Source organism: Amycolatopsis japonica, assembly GCF_000732925.1.
Lineage (GTDB): Bacteria > Actinomycetota > Actinomycetes > Mycobacteriales > Pseudonocardiaceae > Amycolatopsis > Amycolatopsis japonica.
In genome coordinates this window covers 1,269,187-1,288,398 of record NZ_CP008953.1, presented here as the reverse complement: position 1 = coordinate 1,288,398, position 19,212 = coordinate 1,269,187, and the positions used below count along the sequence as shown (strand labels likewise).

20 protein-coding genes are annotated in these 19,212 nt (G+C 70.1%); 9 read left to right on the top strand and 11 right to left on the bottom strand.

Translation table 11 applies throughout. The features are described from left to right. Positions 1–5 precede the first annotated feature (5 nt). Together AJAP_RS06425 and AJAP_RS06420 are read left to right on the top strand one after the other, a co-directional pair. Entirely contained in the window at positions 6–581 is a 576-nt protein-coding gene (locus AJAP_RS06425) for an isochorismatase family protein (RefSeq protein ID WP_016336791.1), read from the top strand. Beyond that, on the top strand, positions 578–1,231 hold the full coding sequence (locus AJAP_RS06420; protein ID WP_038509013.1) for a bifunctional 4-hydroxy-2-oxoglutarate aldolase/2-dehydro-3-deoxy-phosphogluconate aldolase: 654 nt from the start codon (positions 578–580) through the stop codon (positions 1,229–1,231). Before AJAP_RS06425 ends, AJAP_RS06420 begins: the two co-directional genes overlap by 4 nt. A 69-nt stretch (positions 1,232–1,300) precedes the next feature. On the opposite strand, the gene AJAP_RS06415 is transcribed toward AJAP_RS06420, so the two are convergent. Next, the gene (locus tag AJAP_RS06415; protein WP_038509012.1) at positions 1,301–1,966 is read right to left on the bottom strand and encodes a choice-of-anchor P family protein; all 666 of its coding nucleotides are present in this window, start codon (positions 1,964–1,966) and stop codon (positions 1,301–1,303) included. A 143-nt stretch (positions 1,967–2,109) separates the two neighbouring features. Between AJAP_RS06415 and AJAP_RS06410 the strand changes: the two genes are divergently transcribed. The 3 genes from AJAP_RS06410 (at position 2,110) to AJAP_RS06400 (ending at position 5,294) form a co-directional block, all read left to right on the top strand. Continuing rightward, positions 2,110–2,700 (top strand): biotin transporter BioY, encoded by a 591-nt coding sequence (locus tag AJAP_RS06410; RefSeq protein ID WP_038509011.1) that lies wholly within the window; start codon positions 2,110–2,112, stop codon positions 2,698–2,700. A gap of 125 nt (positions 2,701–2,825) precedes the next feature. Beyond that, positions 2,826–4,883, top strand: a complete 2,058-nt coding sequence (locus tag AJAP_RS06405) for an ATP-dependent DNA helicase (protein WP_038509010.1) — start codon at positions 2,826–2,828, stop codon at positions 4,881–4,883. Positions 4,884–4,940: 57 nt separating this feature from the next. Next, the gene (locus AJAP_RS06400) at positions 4,941–5,294 is read left to right on the top strand and encodes a hypothetical protein (RefSeq protein ID WP_037341500.1); all 354 of its coding nucleotides are present in this window, start codon (positions 4,941–4,943) and stop codon (positions 5,292–5,294) included. A gap of 72 nt (positions 5,295–5,366) precedes the next feature. On the opposite strand, the gene AJAP_RS06395 is transcribed toward AJAP_RS06400, so the two are convergent. From AJAP_RS06395 to ctaD, 5 genes are all read right to left on the bottom strand, one after another. Next, positions 5,367–5,771, bottom strand: a complete 405-nt coding sequence (locus AJAP_RS06395) for an OsmC family protein (RefSeq protein WP_038509009.1) — start codon at positions 5,769–5,771, stop codon at positions 5,367–5,369. 11 nt (positions 5,772–5,782) lie between these two features. Continuing rightward, a complete protein-coding gene (locus AJAP_RS06390) occupies positions 5,783–7,531 on the bottom strand; it encodes a serine/threonine-protein kinase (RefSeq protein WP_038509008.1) in 1,749 nt (582 codons plus the stop codon). 17 nt (positions 7,532–7,548) lie between these two features. Continuing rightward, a complete protein-coding gene (locus AJAP_RS06385; protein WP_038509007.1) occupies positions 7,549–8,307 on the bottom strand; it encodes a peptidyl-tRNA hydrolase in 759 nt (252 codons plus the stop codon). Next, on the bottom strand, positions 8,304–9,533 hold the full coding sequence (gene serB / locus AJAP_RS06380; RefSeq protein ID WP_005165636.1) for a phosphoserine phosphatase SerB: 1,230 nt from the start codon (positions 9,531–9,533) through the stop codon (positions 8,304–8,306). The genes AJAP_RS06385 and serB overlap by 4 nt, the downstream gene beginning before the upstream one ends. Before the next feature lie 88 nt (positions 9,534–9,621). Beyond that, a complete protein-coding gene (ctaD, locus tag AJAP_RS06375; protein WP_038509006.1) occupies positions 9,622–11,400 on the bottom strand; it encodes an aa3-type cytochrome oxidase subunit I in 1,779 nt (592 codons plus the stop codon). A gap of 135 nt (positions 11,401–11,535) precedes the next feature. Here ctaD and AJAP_RS06370 point away from each other — a divergent pair, with 135 nt between their 5' ends. Beyond that, positions 11,536–12,375, top strand: coding sequence for a phosphotransferase (locus AJAP_RS06370; RefSeq protein WP_038509005.1), 840 nt, complete (start codon positions 11,536–11,538; stop codon positions 12,373–12,375). Positions 12,376–12,421: 46 nt separating this feature from the next. On the opposite strand, the gene AJAP_RS06365 is transcribed toward AJAP_RS06370, so the two are convergent. Next, positions 12,422–13,630 (bottom strand): glycosyltransferase, encoded by a 1,209-nt coding sequence (locus AJAP_RS06365; protein ID WP_038509004.1) that lies wholly within the window; start codon positions 13,628–13,630, stop codon positions 12,422–12,424. 112 nt (positions 13,631–13,742) lie between these two features. Beyond that, a complete protein-coding gene (locus AJAP_RS06360; protein WP_038509003.1) occupies positions 13,743–14,480 on the bottom strand; it encodes an alpha/beta fold hydrolase in 738 nt (245 codons plus the stop codon). On the opposite strand from AJAP_RS06360, the gene AJAP_RS06355 reads away from it, so the two are divergent. Next, entirely contained in the window at positions 14,479–15,021 is a 543-nt protein-coding gene (locus tag AJAP_RS06355; protein WP_038509002.1) for a GNAT family N-acetyltransferase, read from the top strand. The two genes, AJAP_RS06360 and AJAP_RS06355, sit on opposite strands and share 2 nt — an antisense overlap. Positions 15,022–15,039: 18 nt before the next feature. Here the strand turns inward: AJAP_RS06355 and AJAP_RS06350 are convergent, their stop codons facing one another. Next, complete coding sequence (locus AJAP_RS06350; protein WP_038522495.1) at positions 15,040–15,327, bottom strand: hypothetical protein; 288 nt, start codon at positions 15,325–15,327, stop codon at positions 15,040–15,042. 189 nt (positions 15,328–15,516) lie between these two features. After that, positions 15,517–16,269, bottom strand: a complete 753-nt coding sequence (locus AJAP_RS06345; protein WP_174492000.1) for an AraC family transcriptional regulator — start codon at positions 16,267–16,269, stop codon at positions 15,517–15,519. A 51-nt stretch (positions 16,270–16,320) separates the two neighbouring features. On the opposite strand from AJAP_RS06345, the gene AJAP_RS06340 reads away from it, so the two are divergent. Together AJAP_RS06340 and AJAP_RS06335 are read left to right on the top strand one after the other, a co-directional pair. Continuing rightward, entirely contained in the window at positions 16,321–16,884 is a 564-nt protein-coding gene (locus AJAP_RS06340; RefSeq protein WP_143202727.1) for a class I SAM-dependent methyltransferase, read from the top strand. 77 nt (positions 16,885–16,961) lie between these two features. After that, positions 16,962–18,086 (top strand): serine hydrolase domain-containing protein, encoded by a 1,125-nt coding sequence (locus tag AJAP_RS06335; RefSeq protein ID WP_051972359.1) that lies wholly within the window; start codon positions 16,962–16,964, stop codon positions 18,084–18,086. On the opposite strand, the gene AJAP_RS06330 is transcribed toward AJAP_RS06335, so the two are convergent. Next, the gene (locus tag AJAP_RS06330) at positions 18,083–19,207 is read right to left on the bottom strand and encodes an alkaline phosphatase family protein (RefSeq protein WP_038508999.1); all 1,125 of its coding nucleotides are present in this window, start codon (positions 19,205–19,207) and stop codon (positions 18,083–18,085) included. The two genes, AJAP_RS06335 and AJAP_RS06330, sit on opposite strands and share 4 nt — an antisense overlap. Positions 19,208–19,212: the final 5 nt, after the last annotated feature.

The following is a 19,212-nucleotide window of genomic DNA, read 5'->3' as shown; positions in this document are numbered from 1 at the left end:
AACACATGGGGACCGCCTTGATCGTGGTCGATGTGCAGAACGACTTCTGCGAGGGCGGGTCGCTCGGCCTGCCCGGTGGCGCCGCCGCCGCCGAAGCGATCTCCAAGCAGGCCGCGGAGGGTGGCTACGCGCACGTCGTCGCCACTCGCGACTACCACATCGACCCGGGCGACCACTTCAGCGAGACGCCGGACTTCAAGGACAGCTGGCCGCGGCACTGCGTCGCGGGCACCTCCGGCGCGTCGTTCCACCCCGCGCTCGACGTGGTCCCGATCAGCGAGGTCTTCTCCAAGGGCGAGTACACCGCCGCGTACTCCGGCTTCGAGGGCAACGCGCGCGACGGCAAGACGCTCGACGCGTGGCTGAAGGAGCACGACGTCACCGAGGTCGACGTCGTCGGCATCGCGACCGACTTCTGCGTCCGCGCGACGGCGCTCGACGCGGCGAAGGCGGGCTTCACCGTGCGGGTGCTGCTCGACCTCACGGTCGGCGGTTCGCAGCCGACGGTCGACGCCGCGCTCAAGGACTTCGACGAGGCGGGCGTGACCTACACGGGGAAGGCGCCGGTCCCCGCCGCATGATCCAGCACGACCTCCAGGACACCTTGATCGAAAACCGGCTCGTCGCGATCCTGCGGGCCGCGGACGCGAGCCGGTTCGCCGACGCCGCGACGGTGCTGCACGCGGCGGGCGTGCGGGTACTCGAAGCGGCGTTGACCACGCCGGGCGCCACGGACGCCATCGCGACCATCCGGAAGAAGCTCGGCGACGACGCGTACGTCGGCGCCGGGAGCGTGCGCGAAGTGTCCGATGTGGACAAAGCGGCGGACGCCGGCGCGATGTTCCTGGTCACGCCGACGGTGAATCCGCTGGTCATGGAGCGCGCGCACGAACGCGGGCTGCCGGTGATCTGCGGCGCGCTGACCCCGACCGAGATCGACCAGGCATGGCGTCTCGGCGCGGCGGCGGTGAAGGTGTTCCCGATCGCGGCCGTCGGCGGGATCGCCTACCTGCGGGCGATCCGGGCGCCGATGCCCGACATCCCGCTCGTCCCGACGGGCGGCGTCCACCTGGCCGAAGTCGCGAAGTACCTCGAGTCGGGTTCGATCGCCGTCGCGGCCGCCACGCCGCTGCTCGGTGACGCGCTCACCTCGAGTGGCTCGCTGGCCGATCTCGCCACCCGGGCGAGTGAGTTCGTCGCCGCGGCCGCGAAGTACGTCTCGCGCACCTGACGCATTTCGTCCTCTGGATGCGGTACTTGCGTGTGCAAGGACCGCATTCAGAGGACGAAACGCGGGGCGTCAGGGCTTCTTCTTGCCGTACGGGTCGCAGCGCGCGGTCCCGAGGTAGATGTCGCCCTTCGCCGGTCCGCCGCCCTGCGGGAACAGCTTGATGTGCAGCATGTGCGTCACGAGGCTGCCGTCGGGCGGCGTCGGCGTGACGGTCTCGTTGACGGTGAGCGACGCCAGCGCCGTCCCGCCCTTGCCGCCGGAGATGGTCAGCCGGTAGTTCTGCGGGATGTTCTCCGGCAGCGTGAACCCGCTGACGTCGCCGAACTCGATGTAGCCGAGGCTGCCGTCCTTCGTGGTACTGCATTTCGCCATGAACGTGCGGACCTTGATCACCGGGCCGCCGAACCGCTTGAGCAGGGTGGTCTCGAAGCGCCGCCCGGCCGCCTCACCGATGGCCGCCTCACCGTTCCGGCCGCAGCGCGACTCCCCGCCGCCGAACCGGGCGAAGTCTCCGGTGGATCCGCCCTGGGTCTTCGCGTTCAAGGGGCCGTCGACGTCGCACGGCGCCAGCTCGCCGGTGACCACGTGTTCGTCGCCGATCTCCACGTCGAGCGAACCGACCGACGCGGCCGCCGTCGCGGGCGCGGGCTCGGCCGACGCGATCGCCGGTCCCCCCGTCACCAGCGCCCCGGTCAGCATCGTCACCGACAACAGCCTCGAAACGGGTTTCCTCATGTCCGGCAGCCTTCACCAACCGCCTGTCCCGTGCAGGGTCATGCCACCCGGTCGAGTGGATCGTGAGGTGCCCGACATTCGGTCCGCGCCCCGCCATCTGACGTTAACCTCGGTTCACATTCGTGTACTCATAGGAGGTCTGAGTGTCTTCGCTGTCCGTGACCGGCACCCGCCCGGTTCTCGCCGACCTCGTTCCCGGCGCACTGGTCCGTGACGCGGTCCTGGTCGCCGGTGGTGCCGCCCTGACCGGTGTGGCCGCGCAGATCCTGATCCCGGTCCCCGGCTCGCCGGTGCCGATGACCGGCCAGACGTTCGCCGCCCTGCTGGTCGGCGCCGCGCTCGGCTGGAAGCGCGGCGCGCTGTCGATGGCGCTGTACCTCGCCGTCGGCGCGGCCGGGTTCGGCTGGTTCCAGAACGGTTCTTCGGGCCTGTTCGGCGCCAGCGCCGGCTACATCGTCGGCTTCGTGCTCGCGGGCGCCCTGGTGGGCGCGCTCGCCGGCCGCGGTGGTGACCGCACGCCGCTGCGCACGGCGGGGACGATGGTGCTCGGCAACCTCGCCATCTACTCGGTCGGTGTGCCGTGGCTGATGGCGTCGACCGGCATGGGCCTGTCGACCGCGCTCGACAAGGGTGTCGTGCCGTTCCTGATCGGGGACGCGCTCAAGATCGCCGTCGCGGCGGCGCTGCTTCCGGGCACCTGGGCGCTGGTCTCGCGCTTCCGTAAGGAGTCGTGACCGGTCCTTTCACCGCGCCACGACCTGCAATGAAAGGTCCTTTCCTCGCAAATTTTGCAAGGAAGGGACCTTTCATTGCACGGGGCGGACGATCTTGACGGTGCCCCCGGCTATCGTCTTGTCCCGTGCCCTCCCGTGCTGATTTCCCCGGTGTCCTCGAACTCCTGACCCACGCGGTCGAGTCCGTGGGCGGTGCCGAGCGCGAGGGCCAGGTCAAGATGGCGGACGCCGTCGGCCGCGCCATCCGCACCGGCGAGCATCTGGCCGTCCAGGCGGGCACGGGCACCGGGAAGTCGTTGGCCTATCTCGTCCCCGCGATCCGGCACGCGGTCGAGAAGGAGGCCACGGTCGTGGTCTCCACGGCCACCATCGCGCTGCAGCGTCAGCTCGTCGACAGGGATCTCCCCCGGTTGGCGAAGGCGCTCAAGAAGCCCCTCGGCCGCGAGCCCACCTTCGCGATCCTCAAGGGCCGCCGTAACTACCTCTGTCTCCACCGGCTCGATTCCGGCGCCCCGGACGAGCCGGAAGACCAGCAGCTGTTCGACCCGTTCGCCGTCTCCCGGCTCGGCAAGGAGGTCACGCGGCTGCGGGAATGGTCGTCCGACACCGAAACCGGTGATCGCGACGAGCTGGTCCCCGGCGTTTCGGACCAGGCGTGGCGCCAGGTGTCCGTCACCGCCAAGGAATGCCTGGGCGCTTCACGCTGCCCCATCGGCACGGACTGCTTCGCCGAGCGGTCCCGCGCCGAGGCGGGCAAGGCCGACGTCGTGATCACCAACCACGCCCTGCTGGCGATCGACGCGCTGCAGGGTTATCAGGTGCTGCCCGAGCATGATCTGGTGATCATCGACGAGGCGCACGACCTGGTGGACCGCGTGACCTCCGTGGCGACCGGCGAGCTGACCAGCGGCATGGTCTCCGCCGCCGCCCGGCGCTGCGGGAAACTGGTCGACGACGAGGTGGCCGATCAGCTGCTGGAGGCGAGCGACGGGCTGGCCCTCATCCTCGACGACATGCCCTCGGGCCGCATGGACTCACTGCCACAGGCCCTCACCGGCGCGATCCCCGCGGTCCGCGACGCCGCGCACCGCTGCCTCACCTCGCTCGGCAAGGACCGCAAGGAGGACGTCGACGAGGCCACGGCCCGCAAACTGGCGCGTTCACTGCTCGAAGAGGTCCACGACACCGCCGTACGGCTGCTCGAAGCCTTCGACGACGACAAGGCGCATCAGCGTGACGTCGTCTGGCTGACCGGGGACCGTTTCTCCACCAACCCGCGCCCGCCCGCGCTGAAGGTCGCTCCGCTCGGTGTCGCCGGCCTGCTGCGGGAACGCGTTTTCAACCAGCACACGACCGTCCTCACCTCGGCGACGCTGACCTTGGGCGGCACGTTCGACACGATGGCCCGGCAGTGGGGGCTCCCGCCCGGCGGGGCCAGGGTCGAGAAGGCACCCGGCGCGGCGACGGACAAGGCCGCGCCCGCCGACAGCGACGACGCCGAGGGCCCGAAGTGGACCGGCCTCGACGTCGGCTCGCCGTTCGACCACAAACGCAACGGCATCCTCTACCTGGCCAAACACCTGCCGCCGCCGGGCCGGGACGGGTTGCAGCCCTCGACGATGGACGAGCTGGCCGAGCTGATCGAGGCCGCGGGCGGGCGCACGCTCGGCCTGTTCTCCTCGATGCGCGCGGCGAAGCAGGCGACAGAGGAGATGCGGGAGCGGCTCGACCTGCCGATCCTCTGCCAGGGCGACGACGCCACCGGCCTGCTGGTGCAGAAGTTCTCCGAGGACGCGCGCACGTGCCTGTTCGGCACGCTGTCGCTGTGGCAGGGCGTCGACGTGCCCGGCCCGTCGCTTCAGCTCGTGGTGGTCGACAGGATCCCGTTCCCGCGCCCGGACGATCCGGTCTCGTCGGCGCGGCAGCGAGCCGTGGAAGCCAGGGGCGGCAACGGGTTCCTCACCGTCGCGGCCACGCATGCCGCGCTGCTGCTCGCGCAGGGCACCGGGCGGCTGCACCGTTCGGTCACCGATCGCGGGGTCGTGGCGATCCTGGATTCGCGGCTGGCCACCGCCCGCTACGGCGGATTCCTGCGTGCCTCGCTGCCGCCGTTCTGGCCGACCATGGACCCGAAGGTCGCCCGCGACGCGCTGCGCCGCCTCGACGCGGCCGCCCCGGCCTGAGTGGCCTGGAACACGGCCGAGTACCGTTAACGGAACGCCGAAGACAGGGAGAACCGGTTGTCCCAGGAGTCGCCCAACGCACAATCCCGGACCGTCAGCGTCGATGACACCGGAGTGCGGCGCCAGCTCGCGGACGGCAGCGAAGAAGCCGTCACGTGGTCCGAGCTGTCCGCGGTGGTGGTCAGAGTGATCCCTGAAGGCCCGTGGAAGGAAGACGTCTTCTTCATGCTCGCGGGCGCCGACGGGAAGGGCACCGCGATCCCCAGCGGCGACCCGGCCGCCGACGCGCTGATCGAGCGGCTGCAGACGCTGCCCGGCTTCGACAACGAGAAGTTCATCGAGGCCATGACCACCGACGCCGACGAGGCGTACGTGGTGTGGAGCTCCGAAGGCCACGCCGCCAAACACTGAGCCAAGTGCCATGAAAGGTCCTTTCCTTGCAAATTTTGCAAGGAAAGGACCTTTCATGGCATCCGGAGGCGGCTACTCGACGGGGAAGCTTTCCGTGACCGGGATGCCCTTCTTCAGCGTCCGGCTCACCGTGCACAACCGCTCGATGGCGCGATCCACCGCCGCCGCGAGCGCCTCTCGATCCGCGGCGGGCAGCGAGGACACGTCGACGTCGAAAGCCACGTGGACGGCGTCGAGCTCCGAAGCATCTTCGCGCCTGTCCGCGGTCACGCCGACGCGGAACTTCGAGTCCTCCCCGATCCGGCGCGTGATGAGGTTCTCGGCGGTGACGGCCGAGCAGCCCGCCGCCGCGATCTGCAGCAGCTCGGCGGGCGAGAAGGCACCCTCGGCACCTTTGCGGCCGATCACGACCTCGGCACCGCGTTCGTTGCGGCCGATGAAGCGATGTTCACCGTCGCGCTGGACTTCCAAAGACACGGTGTTTCCTTTCAGAGTGGCGGCAGCCTCGGGGCGATCTCGCCGGCGAGCCGTTCCGCGGCCGGGCACATCTCCGCCGGCTGCTTGACCTTGTCCGCGACGTAGATCTCCACCGTCTCGATCATGGCACGACCGTCGCCGGTGAAGCCCCGGTGCGGGATCTCCGCCTGGCAAGCCTTCCATTCGGTGGAGATCTCGACGAAGGCTTCCCGCGATCCGAGAGCGACGCGTCTGCCGTCGTCCTCGAACGGCGCCCGCTCCCGTTCGAACCGGACCGTCACCTCGGTCTCGCGATGGTTCCAGTAACACTCCCAGTTGCCGAAGACCGGATCCGGCGTCGCCGGGCCGCCGACGATCGCCTGCGGCAGGTTCCCGCCCAGCACGCAGGCGTCGAGACTCCCGAGCGAACCGCCGGGGAACGGCGCGGGACGCCGCTCGACCGGCTCCCGGTTCAGCACGCTCACCGCGTGCGTGGCCACCGGATCGACGTAGTCGCACAGATGCGCGTGCCAGTTCTTGATGTGCCGGGCGTGCACCCACACCTGGTTGCCGTCCGGCAGCGGGATACCGCGCGCGCACTTGTCTTCCGAGTCGCTCGGCACCTCGCGCACGATCAGCTGGCCCGGCATCGGCTTGTCCAGTAACGGTGACGTCGGGGTCGTCAGTTCGAGCCGGATGTCGACGATGTCCTCGTCGTCGGGGCTCAGGCGCAGCCGGACACCGCACGCGTTGAAGTTGCCGCCGGCGCTGTCCAGTTCCGGTGTCCCGAGATGGTTCAGCACGGACGGCTCCACCAGCGCGCACGGATCCGCCGTCCGCCGGTCCCCGATCAGCTCGGACGGCGGCCCCGCCGCGATCGACGCGGGCTCCCTGGTGGCGAAGAACAGCGCCCCGGTCAGCACCAGCACCGCCACGACGGCACCGATCGCGAGCGCGCGTTTGGGCACGCGGAACCGTCGCGTCCGGACGGGACCGTCGACGTCCGCGACTTCGGACAGCAGTTCGGCGGCACGGACGGCGTTCGGCCTGCCTGCCGGCCTGCGCCGCAACAGTTCGGTCAGCGCGGGCGCCAGCGGCCCTGCCCGCCGGATCGGCTCCAGGGTGTACGCCGTCGCCCGCCGGAGCTGCACGAACGGGCCCACGTTCGCGTCGCCCCACACCGAGGTGCCTTCGACGGCGGCGAACAGGGTCGCGCCGAGCGAGAACACGTCCGCCGCCGCGCCCGCCTGCCGCCCTTCGGCCATCTCGGGCGCGACGTAGCCGGGAGTGCCGACGTCGAGGCCGCCGCCGGTGCGGGTCACCTCCGCCCATTGCGCGATGCCGAGGTCGGTGAGTTTGGCGGTGCCGTCGTCGGCCACCAGGACGTTGCCCGGTTTGAGGTCGCGGTGGACCATGCCTTTTTCGTGCATCGCCGCGAGCGCCGCGGCGAGCTGGACGCCGATCTTGGCCACCTTGCCGGGTGGCAGCGGCCCGTCGGAGTCGATGACGTCGGCGAGGCTGCGCGAGGGCAGGTACTCCATCACGAGCCAGCGGTCGTCACCGTCGATCACGGCGTCGAAGACGGTGACCACGTTCGGATGATGCAGGCCCGCGCCGATCCGCGCCTCGCGCCGGATCTGACCGCTGTCGCCCGCCTGCGAACGCTTGAGGGCGACGACCCGCCCGAGGTCCAGATCGGTGGCACGCCAGACCACGCCCATACCCCCGGCGCCGATCCGCTCCTCCAAGCGATAGCGCCCGGCGATCAGCCGGTCACCCATGCGGGGAGTATAGGAGGCTAAGCCCTTTGGGCTATGACCGTGACGGTTCCGGGATCTACTTCGGTGAACCCGGCGTCCCGGACCGCGACGACCCCGTCACGACGCCACGAACCTTCGGGATCCTCGACCGGGCAGAGTGCCTTCCAGGTCGCGACCGGCGGAGTCCGCACCGAACACCGGAACCCGGTCGCGGCCCACGCGGCCAGTTCGGCTTCGTCCAGCACCGACGCCAGGATCATCGTCGCGTGCCCCACCTGGGCGGCGCCCTTGCCGACGGTCATCGAGACCTCGGGGTTCAGCAGCAACCGCGGGAGGCCGTCGGGCGCGGGCCCCGGCTCGTCGGCGGGGAGTTCGCTGCCGGAGATCTGCAGCCGCGAGACCTCTTTCGGGGACTCCACGACCCGGCCGGGCAGCAGCGCCCGCGCCTCCGCGCCGTCGACCTCGACCGTGATGCCCGGCAGTTCCTGGACCGCCTGCCAGTGCGCGCCGCGCGCCCGCCGGGCGACCTTGCGGATCCGGCCGTCGACCCACGCCTTGAGCGGGTCGTGCCAGTCGCCTCCCGGCAGCGCGCGTTCGTCGAGACAGACCGCGACCGCGGCCGCCGCGGCGGCCTCCAGCAACGCGGTACGCGACGGCGGTTCGGCCCGTTCCATCCGCAGGATCACCGGCATGGCGCGGACCTCGGCGGGATCCTCGTCCGAGGTGTCCACCGTGCTTTCCGCGGGGAGGCCGAGCCAATGGGCGTAGCGCGCGGCCAGCGGCTCCAGCACGCTCATGGCCGGGAAAGCTCGAGACCGTCGGCCGCGTCGGCCGCCTCGATCTCGGCCCTGGTGACGCCGAGCAGGAACAGCACGGCGTCGAGGTACGGGTGGGAAAGCGCGGTGTCGGCGACCTCGCGCAGCGCGGGCTTGGCGTTGAAGGCGACACCCATCCCGGCGACCGACAGCATGTCGATGTCGTTCGCCCCGTCACCGACCGCGACGCACTGCTGCAGCGAGATCTCGTACTCGTCGGCGAAGCGGCGAAGCGCCTTCGCCTTGCCCGCGCGGTCGACGACCTCCCCGACCACCCGGCCGGTTAGCTTGCCGTCGACCACTTCGAGTTCGTTCGCGGCGGCGAAATCGAGGCCGAGGTCGTCCACGAGGGACTGGATGATCTTGGTGAACCCGCCCGAGACGACGCCGCAGCGGAAGCCCATCCGCTTCAGCGTGCGGATGGTCGTGCGCGCGCCCGGGGTGAGCTCGATGGACGCGGCGACCTCGTCCAGCACCGTTTCGGGCAGCCCTTCCAGCAGCGCGACGCGGCGTTCCAGCGACTCGCCGAAGTTCAGTTCGCCGCGCATCGCGGCCTCGGTGATCTCACGGACCTGCGGTTCGACCCCGGCGTGCGCGCCGAGCATCTCGATGACCTCGCCCTGGATGAGCGTGGAATCGACGTCGAAGACCACCAGGCGCTTGGCCCGGCGGGCGAGCCCGGCCCGTTCGACCGAGATGTCGATCCCGGCCTCGACGGCGGCGTCGGCGAGCGCGGTGCGCAGCGCGGCGTCGGCCTCCGGGGTGTCCTGGGCGAGCGAGGCGTACAGCTCCAGCCCGGTCACCGGGTAGTCGGCGACACTGCGGATCGAGTCGATGTTGACGTCCAGCGCGGCGAGCCTGCGCGCGACGTCGGAGAAGGCGCGCGCGGTCACCGGGCGGCCGAGCATCAGCAGGACATGCGTCGAGTCCTTCTGGCCGATGGCGAACGGGTCGGCGCCGATGGCCGAGCCGATCTTCACCTCGACCTGCATCCCGACCGACGCCATCGCCTGCTCGACGTACTCCTGCAGGCCCTCGGGGTCGCGGTAGACGCCGGCGAGCACGCCGAGCACCAGCTGGCCGCGGATCACGACCTGCTCGACGTCGAGGACGTCCACGTCATGGCGCGACAGCACGGCGAACAGCACCGAGGACACACCCGGCTTGTCGGGTCCGGTGGTGGTGATGAGAACTGGTGTCTGCGTCACGAAGGTCAGTCTCCCTCAGCCGGCCATGAAAACGGCGCGTGCCTTGCCCCTGTGTGAGGCAAGGCACGCGCCGTTTCCGCTTATCGGGTCACTTCTCGCTGGAGTTGTCCTCGGAGTGGTCACCCGGCATGGCCGCCTCGGTGAGCACCTGGGACGGCGCCCGGTGGGTGTTGACCTTCTGCTTCCCGAAGAAGCCGATCTCACCCTCCTTGTGGATGCGCTCCATCATGTGCGGGTAGTGCAGCTCGAACGCCGGACGCTCGGACCGGATCCGCGGCAGCTCGGTGAAGTTGTGCCGCGGCGGCGGGCAGGACGTCGCCCATTCGAGCGAGTTGCCGTAGCCCCACGGGTCGTCCACCGTGACGATCTCGCCGTACCGGTAGCTCTTGAAGACGTTCCAGATGAACGGCAGCGTCGAGGCACCGAGGATGTACGCGCCGATCGTGGAGATCGTGTTCAGCGTCGTGAACCCGTCGGACTGCAGGTAGTCCGCGTACCGGCGCGGCATGCCTTCGGCGCCGAGCCAGTGCTGCACCAGGAACGTGGCGTGGAAGCCGATGAACGTGGTCCAGAAGTGCCACTTGCCGAGCTTCTCGTCCATCATGCGGCCGGTGATCTTCGGGAACCAGAAGTAGATCCCGGCGAACGTGGCGAACACGATCGTGCCGTAGAGCACGTAGTGGAAGTGCGCGACGACGAAGTAGCTGTCGGACACGTGGAAGTCGATCGCCGGCGCGGCCAGCATGATGCCGGTCAGACCGCCGAAGAGGAACGTGACGATGAAGCCCATCGAGAAGATCATCGGCGTCTCGAAGGACAGCTGGCCCTTCCACATCGTGCCGATCCAGTTGAAGAACTTCACACCGGTCGGGACCGCGATCAGGAAGGTCATGAAGGAGAAGAACGGCAGCAGCACGGCGCCGGTCGCGTACATGTGGTGCGCCCACACGGCCACCGACAGCGCGGCGATCGCCAGCGTCGCCCAGACCAGGCCCTTGTAGCCGAAGATCGGCTTGCGGCTGAAGACCGGGAAGATCTCCGACACGATCCCGAAGAACGGTAGCGCGACGATATAGACCTCTGGATGGCCGAAGAACCAGAACAGGTGTTGCCAGAGGATCACGCCGCCGTTCGCGGGGTCGAACACGTGCGCCCCGAGATGCCGATCCGCCAGCAGGCCCATCAGGGCCGCGGTCAGGATCGGGAACGCCAGCAGGATCAGGATGCTGGTGACCAGGATGTTCCAGGTGAAGATCGGCATCCGGTACATCGTCATACCGGGGGCGCGCAGGCAGATCACCGTGGTGATCATGTTGACGCCACCGAGGATGGTGCCGAGACCGGACACGACCAGACCGGAGATCCACAGGTCGGCACCGACGCCGGGCGAGTGGATGGCGTCCGACAGCGGGGTGTAGGCGAACCAGCCGAAGTCGGCGGCGCCACCCGGGGTCAGGAAGCCGGACATCACGATCAGGCCGCCGAACAGGTACAGCCAGTACGAGAACGCGTTCAGCCGCGGGAACGCGACGTCGGGCGAACCGATCTGCAGCGGCAGGATGAAGTTCGCGAAGCCGAACAGGATCGGCGTCGCGTACAGCAGCAGCATGATCGTGCCGTGCATGGTGAACAGCTGGTTGTACTGCTCCTGCGAAAGGAACTGCTGCCCGGGACGCGCCAGCTCGGAGCGGATCAGCATCGCCATCGCGCCGCCCACCATGAAGAAGGCGAACGACGTGACCAGGTACATGATGCCGATTTGCTTGTGGTCCGTCGTGCGGAACAACCGCAGCAGGTACGAACCCTTAACCGACTCGCGCGCGGGATACGGGCGCGTGGCGATCGGCTTGGGGGCTACGGCCGTCACTCCTGCCTCCAACACTCAAACCTTGTGGTGGTCAATTTGCGGTCGCCGGGCGGGTTCGGGACCCAATCCGGCGGCTAGTGGGGATCGTAGCCCTCACTACCGACAGTCGCGCGCACCGGCTGGCAAGATCGGGCCGTGACCGACGAACACACCCGTGCGGGAGTGGCCGCGGCGCTCGCCGTCGGTGACCGGTACGGGCTGCCCACGGGCCGTCCCGATGTCCTGCATTTCAAGTCGAACGTGCTGGTGAGGCTGGGTCCGGTGGTGGCACGGGTGCCCGGCACGACCCGGCTCGCCCGGTCGTCGCCCGAGGACTGGCTCGCGCGTGACGTCGAGCTGTCGAGGCACCTCACGGAACGTGATGTGCTCGTCGTCTCACCGACCACGGATCCCCCGGCAGGACCGCATTTCGCCGACGGACTGCCGGTCACTCTCTGGCACTACACGCCGCACGAGCCGGGCCACACGCTGCCGCCGCGCGAGGTGGCGCTTTCCCTCGCCCGGGTGCACGACGCGCTCGCGGACTACCCCGGTGAACTGCCCGAACTCGGGCCCGTCCGCGAACTCCGGACGGTGCTCGACCGGCACGGCGCCGTCATGGGCGATGCGGCGCCCCGGTTGTACGACGAACTCGAACGGGTCGCGGCGGCGCTTCCGGACGGCGAGGCCCGGCCGCTGCACGGAGACGCCCATCGGGGGAACGTCGTCGCGACCGCGGCCGGGCCGTGCTGGCTCGACTTCGAGGACACCTGGCGCGGACCGCTCGGCTGGGACCTCGGCGTGCTCTGCGCGGAGGCCGGGCGCGCGACTCTGGACGCGTACCCGGCGGACGTGGCGCCTTCGTCGCTCGAACCGTTCATCGCGTTGCGGCGGTTGTTCGAGGTGCCGTGGCGATTCGTGATCGCGCAGCGGTTCCCCGAACGGCTCCCGGAGGCCGAAGCCGCCCTGGAGCGCTACTTCTCCTCCCGCGTTTAGTCCTCTGAATGCGGTCGTTGCACGCGCAAGTACCGCATCGAGAGGACTAAACGCCGGACATCAGGAGCCGAGCCGCCTCATCGACGCCGTCCGTCCGCACCTCGCCGCCGACCTGCCGGGCCCGCGAGGCGACTTCGGGACGGAGTACCTCGCCCAGAGCGAGCGTCAGCGCTTCGACCGAGGGCTCCCCCGTGATCGACGTCCCCACCCCGAGATCCCGCACGCGCTGCGCGAAGTAGGGCTGGTCGAACATCTGCGGCACCAGCACCTGCGGCACCCCGGCCCGGGTCGCCGCCGTGGTCGTGCCGGCGCCGCCGTGCTGCACGACGGCCGCGACCCGCGGGAACAGCGCCTGCTGGTTGACGTCCCCGATCGCGATGCAGTCGGGTGCGTCGTCGATGAGCGCCAGCTCAGTCCAGCCCCGGAACACGATCGCCCGCCGTCCGTGCGCCCTCGCCGCCTCGATCATCGCCTTCGCGATCTCCTCCGGGGCGCGGATGCTCCCGAATCCGAAGTAGACCGGCGGTTCCCCGTCGTCGAGGAACGCCTCCAGTTCGGGCGACAGCGGGCTGTGGTCCGGCAGCAGCCAGGCACCGGTCTGGTGGACGTCCAGCGCCGACGGGCCCCGCCACGGCGCCAGCACCGGATCGGCGGCCAGCCACGGGCGCTCGGTGAAGATGTGCCCGCGCACGTCGTCGACCGGCGGCAGGCCCAGCAGTTTCCGCTGCGCGTCGAGCACGTCGCCCCATTGCGCGTTCCACCGTTCCGCGTCGTCGGCCCACAAGGCCGGGATGTCGGCGTCGGGATTCTTCGGCGCCCATCCCGGGAAAACGGGCGGACGATGGTGCAGCGAAGGCAGCGTTATCGGGCAGTAGGCGGTGAAGAAATACGGAATCCCTTTTCGCTCGGCCACCGAATGGGCGGCGATGTTCAAGGCCATTCCCGCGACGACGGCGTCGCAGCCCTCGGCCACGTCCGGCATCGTCTCGAACTGGTTCACCACCATGGCCTCGGCCATCGCGCGCCGCCCTTCCGGTGTGGCCATCGCCTTGGTCATCGCGGAATCCGGCTTCGCCGTCGACCGCAGTTCCGGCCCCAACGGCGCGAACGAGATCCCTAGACCTTCGGCCCACTCACGGAAATCCGGCGGCGCGCAAAGCCGGACTTCCTGGCCCAGTTCCCGCAATCGCACCGCCAGTGCCACCAGCGGCTGCACCTCACCCCTCGTCCCGATAGTGGACAGGAGTACACGCATGGGAATCCCCCTTCGGCAAAAACGTGAAGGCACGAATTGTGGACCGGGAATGGGGGCTTGCCGCAAGCCCCGGGGTCCGCTATACCTTTAAAGGGGCGAGGGGAACCTTTTCTTACGCGGGATACCAGCCCAAGATCGCTTCGACGACTCCGGCCGGATCCTCCAGCGGCGTCAGATGTCCCGCCTCCGGCAGCACCACCAATGTCGCGTCAGGCAGCGTTTCCACCAGGGTGTTCGCCGCTTCCAACGGGGTCAGGCCGTCCTCTTCGCCGACCACGACCAGCGCGGGCACGTCCACCGAACGCAGCGTTTCGAGCGAATCGGGCCGGGCCGCCATCGCGCGCGCCGCCCACGCGATCCCCGACGGCGGCTGCGTCGTGATCAGTTCCCGAAGCCGTTCGACCACTTCCGGGCGCGCCTTCTCCGCGAGCAATCCGGGTGTGACCGCTTCGGGCATCCAGCCGGCGCCTTCCGTTTCGACCCGGGCCGCGACGTCGTGCCGGGCTTGCGCGGCTTCCGGGGTGTCAGCGGTCGCCTTCGTGTCGATGAACACGAGCCCGCCCACACGTTCCGGCGCGAGGCGCAGCACCGCCATCGTCAGGTAGCCGCCCATCGAGCAGCCGCCGAGGACGACCTTGTCGAGCTCCAGCCGGTCGAGCAGCGCGACCACGTCGCGGGCGGCGTCGTCCAGATCCGGCTCCCGGTCCGTTTCCGGCAGCGGGCTGCGGCCGAGACCGCGCTGGTCGGGGGTGATCAGCCGCAGGCGTTCCGAGAGCGGCGCGCGGACCGCGTCCCACATGCGGGCGTCGACGGGGAAGGCGTGCAGCAGTACCAGCGGGAGATCGTTCATGGCGATAATTCTGTCGCACCCTGGCGCTACCGTCAGAACCGTGCTGACAGAGATCAAGACGGAGAGGCTGCTGCTGCGGAGGCTGCGCGAGGCGGACCGCGAGAACATCGTCGCGCTGCAGGCCGATCCGGAGACGAACAAGTTCAACGTCGTGCCGCACACCGTCGAGGGTGCGCGGGAGCTGTACGACGCCTGGATGACGCAGTGGGCCGAGCACGGATTCGGCTATCTCACGGTGTCCGCTTTGGACGAACCCGAGGTGATCGTCGGGTTCGGTGGCGTCCGGTACCACGAATGGAACGGCGAGCGCGTGCTGAACCTCGCGTATCGCTTCTGGCCGTTCGCCTGGGGCAAGGGCTACGCGACGGAGATGGCGGCCGCCGCCGTCGAGTGGGCCGAGCGGGAGATCCCCGACGTCCCGGTGATCGCCAACATCATGGCGTCCAACGAACCGTCCATCCGGGTCGCCGAGCGGCTCGGTTTCACGGTCCACACGGAGGAGGAGTACGAGGGAGAACCTTCGCTGCACCTGCGGCGCTGAAGCTCACCAGCGGCCGAGTCACCAACGACCTGGCCTTCGCCGGGACCGCGCGCCCCAGCACGCCTTGTGCCAATGGCGGCGGTCGGCGACGCCTCCGGTGTCGTCGGCGGGCCAGGCGACCAGATGCGGGGTCCCCTGCCGGATCTCGTGGTCGCAACCGGGACAGCGGTAGTCCTTGGTGGCCTGCGCGCCGGGCACGGTGCGCACCAGCCATTCGCCGTCGGAGGCGGATTCGGAGCGCGCCCAACCGGTCGACGCGCCGAGGTCGGGGCGTCCACCGCGTTCGGGCCGGTTACGTCGTGGCACGCCCGAAACGGTATACGGCGAGCCCGGCCGGCCGCCGACGTAGGCGCGCAGGGTCACACCCGGTCCGCCTTCCGTCACGCGTGTCGTCCGCCTGATCACGCATGACGTCCGCCGGATCACCCGTGTCGTCCGGCCGATCATGCGTGATCGAAGCCGGATCATGCGTGATCGGAGGCGTGACTCGGGGAGTCAGCCGCCGAAGTAGGCGCCCGGCGTCACCCCGACCGCGCGGCGGAACGCGGCGACGAAAGCGCTCGGCGACGAGTAGCCGATCCGGCGGGAGACGGCGGTCAGCGGCATGCCCTCGGCCAGCAGCGGCAGTGACGCGCGCAGGCGCGCCTGGACCCGCCACGCGCCGAACGTCGTGCGGCACTCGGTGAGGAACAGGCGCGCGAGGGTGCGTTCGCTCGCGCCCGCGTGCCAGCCGAAATCGGCGAGGGCGCGGCGGTCCGCAGGATCGGCGATCACCGCCCGCGCGACGGCCAGCGCACGTTCGTCGGACGGCATCGGCACGGTGATCGGCACGACGTCCACCGGTTCGAGCAGGTCGAACGCGACCGCCTCGGCCCGGCGGCGCGCGTCGTCGCCGAGGTCGGCCGCGCCGAGGTGCTCCAGCAGTTCGCGCAGCAGCGGGCGGACGGCGACGAGCGTCGGTTCGGGCCAGTGCACCGGGCATCGGTCCCGGGCGGCGTAGATCCCCCGCAACACGGTCTGCGCGGTGGCACCGGTCCGGTGGACGACCCCGGCCGGGATCCAGAGCGCCCGCGTCGGCGGCAGCACCCAGTACCGCTCGCCGACGTTCACGCTCAGGATCCCCCGCGCCGCCCAGGCGAGCTGGTGGCCGTCGTGTTCGTGCCACGGGAGCCAGGTGCCCGCGGGCAGGTCCATCTCGCCGAGCACCATCGCCGTGGACATCGGCGGCAGGAGTCCGATATTCGACATCGGTTGGCAGCCTATCGCCTATCGGTCACCGTTAGCTTCGAACGCATGCCGATGAACCTGGTGCACCGCAAACTCTGCAGTTCCGCGCTGTGGGCGAAGGCCGTCGCCGCCGAGATGCCGGGCAACGTCGCCGGCTTCGACCTGGGTGACTCCGTGCTGGAGATCGGCCCCGGCTTCGGCGCGACCACGCGCGCGCTCGTCGGGCTCGTCCCCCGGCTCACCGCCGTCGAGATCGACGAGGCGTCGGCGGACCTCCTCAAGCGGGAATTCGACGGCCGGGTGCGGATCGTCCAGGGCGACGGAGCGGCGATGCCCTTCGAGGACGGCGAGTTCTCCGCGGTCGTCTGCTTCACGATGCTGCATCACGTGCCCACGACGGCATTACAGGACTCGATCTTCGCCGAGGCGTTCCGCGTGCTCCGCCCCGGCGGTGTCCTGCGCGCGATCGACAGCCTGGCGAACGCGCCGTTCCGGCTCCTCCACCTCGGCGACACGATGAACGCGCTCGACCCGGTCTCGCTCTGGCCCCGGCTCACCGACGCCGGATTCACCGACATCGAGGTCGACCACGTACCCAAGCGCTCCGTGAAGTTCTCGGCGAGGAAGCCCGTCTGACCGGCTAGGGGTTCGTTCACGAAAAGCCCGGGTCTTAGGGGCTGTCCGGGCGCCAGGGGCGTCCTAGCGTCGGGGCAATGAATCGTCTGTTTCGCGGTTTGGCGGCGATCGCCGCCGGCACCGCCTTGTTCTCCGGAACACTCGCGGCCGGTCAGGCCGTCGCCGCCCCCGCCAGGGCAGGACTGCAAAAGGCGCTGGACGACGCCGTCGCCGCCGGTGCGCCCGGCGCGTACGCCGCGGTGCTCGACCAGGACGGCGGCTGGTACGGCCGGAGCGGCGTCGGCGACGTCACGACGGGCGGCGCGCCGGACCCCCGCGGCCGTTTCCGGGCGGGCAGCATCACCAAGAGCGTGGTCGCCACCGCCGTCCTGCAACTGGCCGGTGAGGGCGAAGTCGGCCTCGACGACCGCGTCCAGGACCGCCTTCCCGGGCTGCTGCCGTACACCGAGCCGATCACCGTGCGCCAGTTGCTGCAGCACACCAGCGGGATCCCGGCGACCGACCGGTGGAACAGCCTCCCGGAGATCGACACGACCCGCTGGCGGCACCAGTCACCGGACGAGACCATCCGGCTGGGGACCGAGGGCAAACCGCTGGCCTTCCCACCCGGCCAGGGCATGGTGTACTCCAACACCAACTACGCCGTGCTCGGGAAACTCGTCGAAAAGCTCACCGGGGACGAGCTGAATTCCGTGCTACAGCGCCGGGTTCTCGACAAGGCGGGGATGCGGGACAGCTCCCTCCCGTACCGCTATCCCCACGTCCATCACGCGGCCGCCCGTGGTTACGAACGGCTGTACGGTCCCGACGCGCCGCTGACCGACGTCACCGACTACGAGATGTCGCGGTTCTGGGGTTCCGGGAATCTGATCTCCACCGCCGACGATCTGAACCGGTTCTATGGCGCCGTGTTCACCGGACGACTCTTCCCCGCGGCGCAGCTGGCCGAGATGCGCAAGACCGTGCCCAGCGGCGTTCCCGCGGTGGACTCGGGCCTCGGCGTCATGCGGCTGCGGCTCCCGCAGGGCTGCGCCGCGCCGGAGGCTTGGGGCTTCAACGGTTCGGTACCCGGCTACAACACCTGGAGCATGCGGACCTCCGACGGCGCCAGGCAGATCACGGTCGGCGTCACCACGAACCTCACCTCCGAAACCGCGCGCTCGGCCGTGCTCCGCGCGATGTTCGCCGAGTTCTGCGGCTAGCCGCGCGCGAGGACCAACGGGACGAGTTGCTCGGCCGGCGTGAGCGAGCCGTGCTGCCCGACCAAGGAGGACTCGACGGCCTCCGCCAGTTCTCGCACGAGCCCGAAGCGTCCCTTCGCCGCCACGACCACGTCGCCGATACGCGGACGGACCCGATCGGAGACCGGCCCGAACCAGCCCGCCTCGACGGCCTCGTCGCGCGGGAGGATCCACGCCCGGTCTCCGATCACCTCGCGCCACGCCGCCAGGACGTCGGCCTCCGCGCCCGCTTCGCTGTAGACGTGCCGCGCCCGGACCTCACCCCCGATGGCCCGGACGCCGCCGAGCAGCGCGGGTGTCTCGTCGATGTCGAGCGCGCCCTCGACGGTGACCATGCCATGGTCGGCCACGACGGCGAGGAGCGCGCCGGGCGGCAGGCCGTCCACAAGGGACTCGACCAGCCGGTCGACCTGCCGTAGTTGCATCCGCCACGGCGCCGAACCGGGCCCGTAGATGTGGCCCAGCATGTCGAGTTCGCTGTGATAGCCCCAGCAGAACGCGGGCCGCGCTTCGAGGCAGTGCAGGACGCAGGCGGCCAGGTCACCGAGCGCGTGGACGCCCACATAGCGCGCGCCGGACTGTGTCGCCCGGGTGAGCGCAGTGTCGGCGAACTTCGCCGACGACACCACGCTGGTCGTGATCCCGGCGGCCGCCGCGCGTTCGAACGTCGTCGGCAGCGGCTGCACCTCGCGCGGCGGCAGGGCGCCGCGGAGATCGCCGCCGTCCACGTGGCTGCTCCAGCGCAGCGCGTTCAGGACGCCGGTGCCCGGCACCTCGAAGCTGTACCCGACCAGGCCGTGTTCCCCCGACGCCAGGCCCGTGCCGATCGCGCCGAGACCGGCCGCCGTCGTCGCCGGGAAACCGACCCGCAGCGGCGACTTCGCCAGCTGGGTGAGCACGGGCGCGTCGGTGGGATGCTCGGCCAGCAGCTCCCAGCCGAGACCGTCGATGAGCAGGACACAGGCGCTGGACGCCTCCGCCAGGCTCAGCGAATTGGCGAACCCCTCGGCGCCGAGGGCGGAAAGCACGGACGGGACGACTTGGCCGAGATGCGGCACGTGCGCCGCGACAGGCAGTTCCACCCGGC

Bases quoted from the DNA above. Each gene is read 5' to 3' on its own strand.
- AJAP_RS06425 (WP_016336791.1), top strand. From the start codon at position 6: ATGGGGACCGCCTTGATCGTGGTCGATGTGCAGAACGACTTCTGCGAG.
- AJAP_RS06420 (WP_038509013.1), top strand. From the start codon at position 578: ATGATCCAGCACGACCTCCAGGACACCTTGATCGAAAACCGGCTCGTC.
- AJAP_RS06415 (WP_038509012.1), bottom strand. From the start codon at position 1,966: ATGAGGAAACCCGTTTCGAGGCTGTTGTCGGTGACGATGCTGACCGGG.
- AJAP_RS06390 (WP_038509008.1), bottom strand. From the start codon at position 7,531: ATGGGTGACCGGCTGATCGCCGGGCGCTATCGCTTGGAGGAGCGGATC.
- AJAP_RS06385 (WP_038509007.1), bottom strand. From the start codon at position 8,307: ATGAGCGTGCTGGAGCCGCTGGCCGCGCGCTACGCCCATTGGCTCGGC.
- AJAP_RS06365 (WP_038509004.1), bottom strand. From the start codon at position 13,630: ATGCGTGTACTCCTGTCCACTATCGGGACGAGGGGTGAGGTGCAGCCG.
- AJAP_RS06355 (WP_038509002.1), top strand. From the start codon at position 14,479: ATGGCGATAATTCTGTCGCACCCTGGCGCTACCGTCAGAACCGTGCTG.
- AJAP_RS06360 (WP_038509003.1), bottom strand. From the start codon at position 14,480: ATGAACGATCTCCCGCTGGTACTGCTGCACGCCTTCCCCGTCGACGCC.
- AJAP_RS06345 (WP_174492000.1), bottom strand. From the start codon at position 16,269: ATGTCGAATATCGGACTCCTGCCGCCGATGTCCACGGCGATGGTGCTC.
- AJAP_RS06340 (WP_143202727.1), top strand. From the start codon at position 16,321: ATGAACCTGGTGCACCGCAAACTCTGCAGTTCCGCGCTGTGGGCGAAG.
- AJAP_RS06335 (WP_051972359.1), top strand. From the start codon at position 16,962: ATGAATCGTCTGTTTCGCGGTTTGGCGGCGATCGCCGCCGGCACCGCC.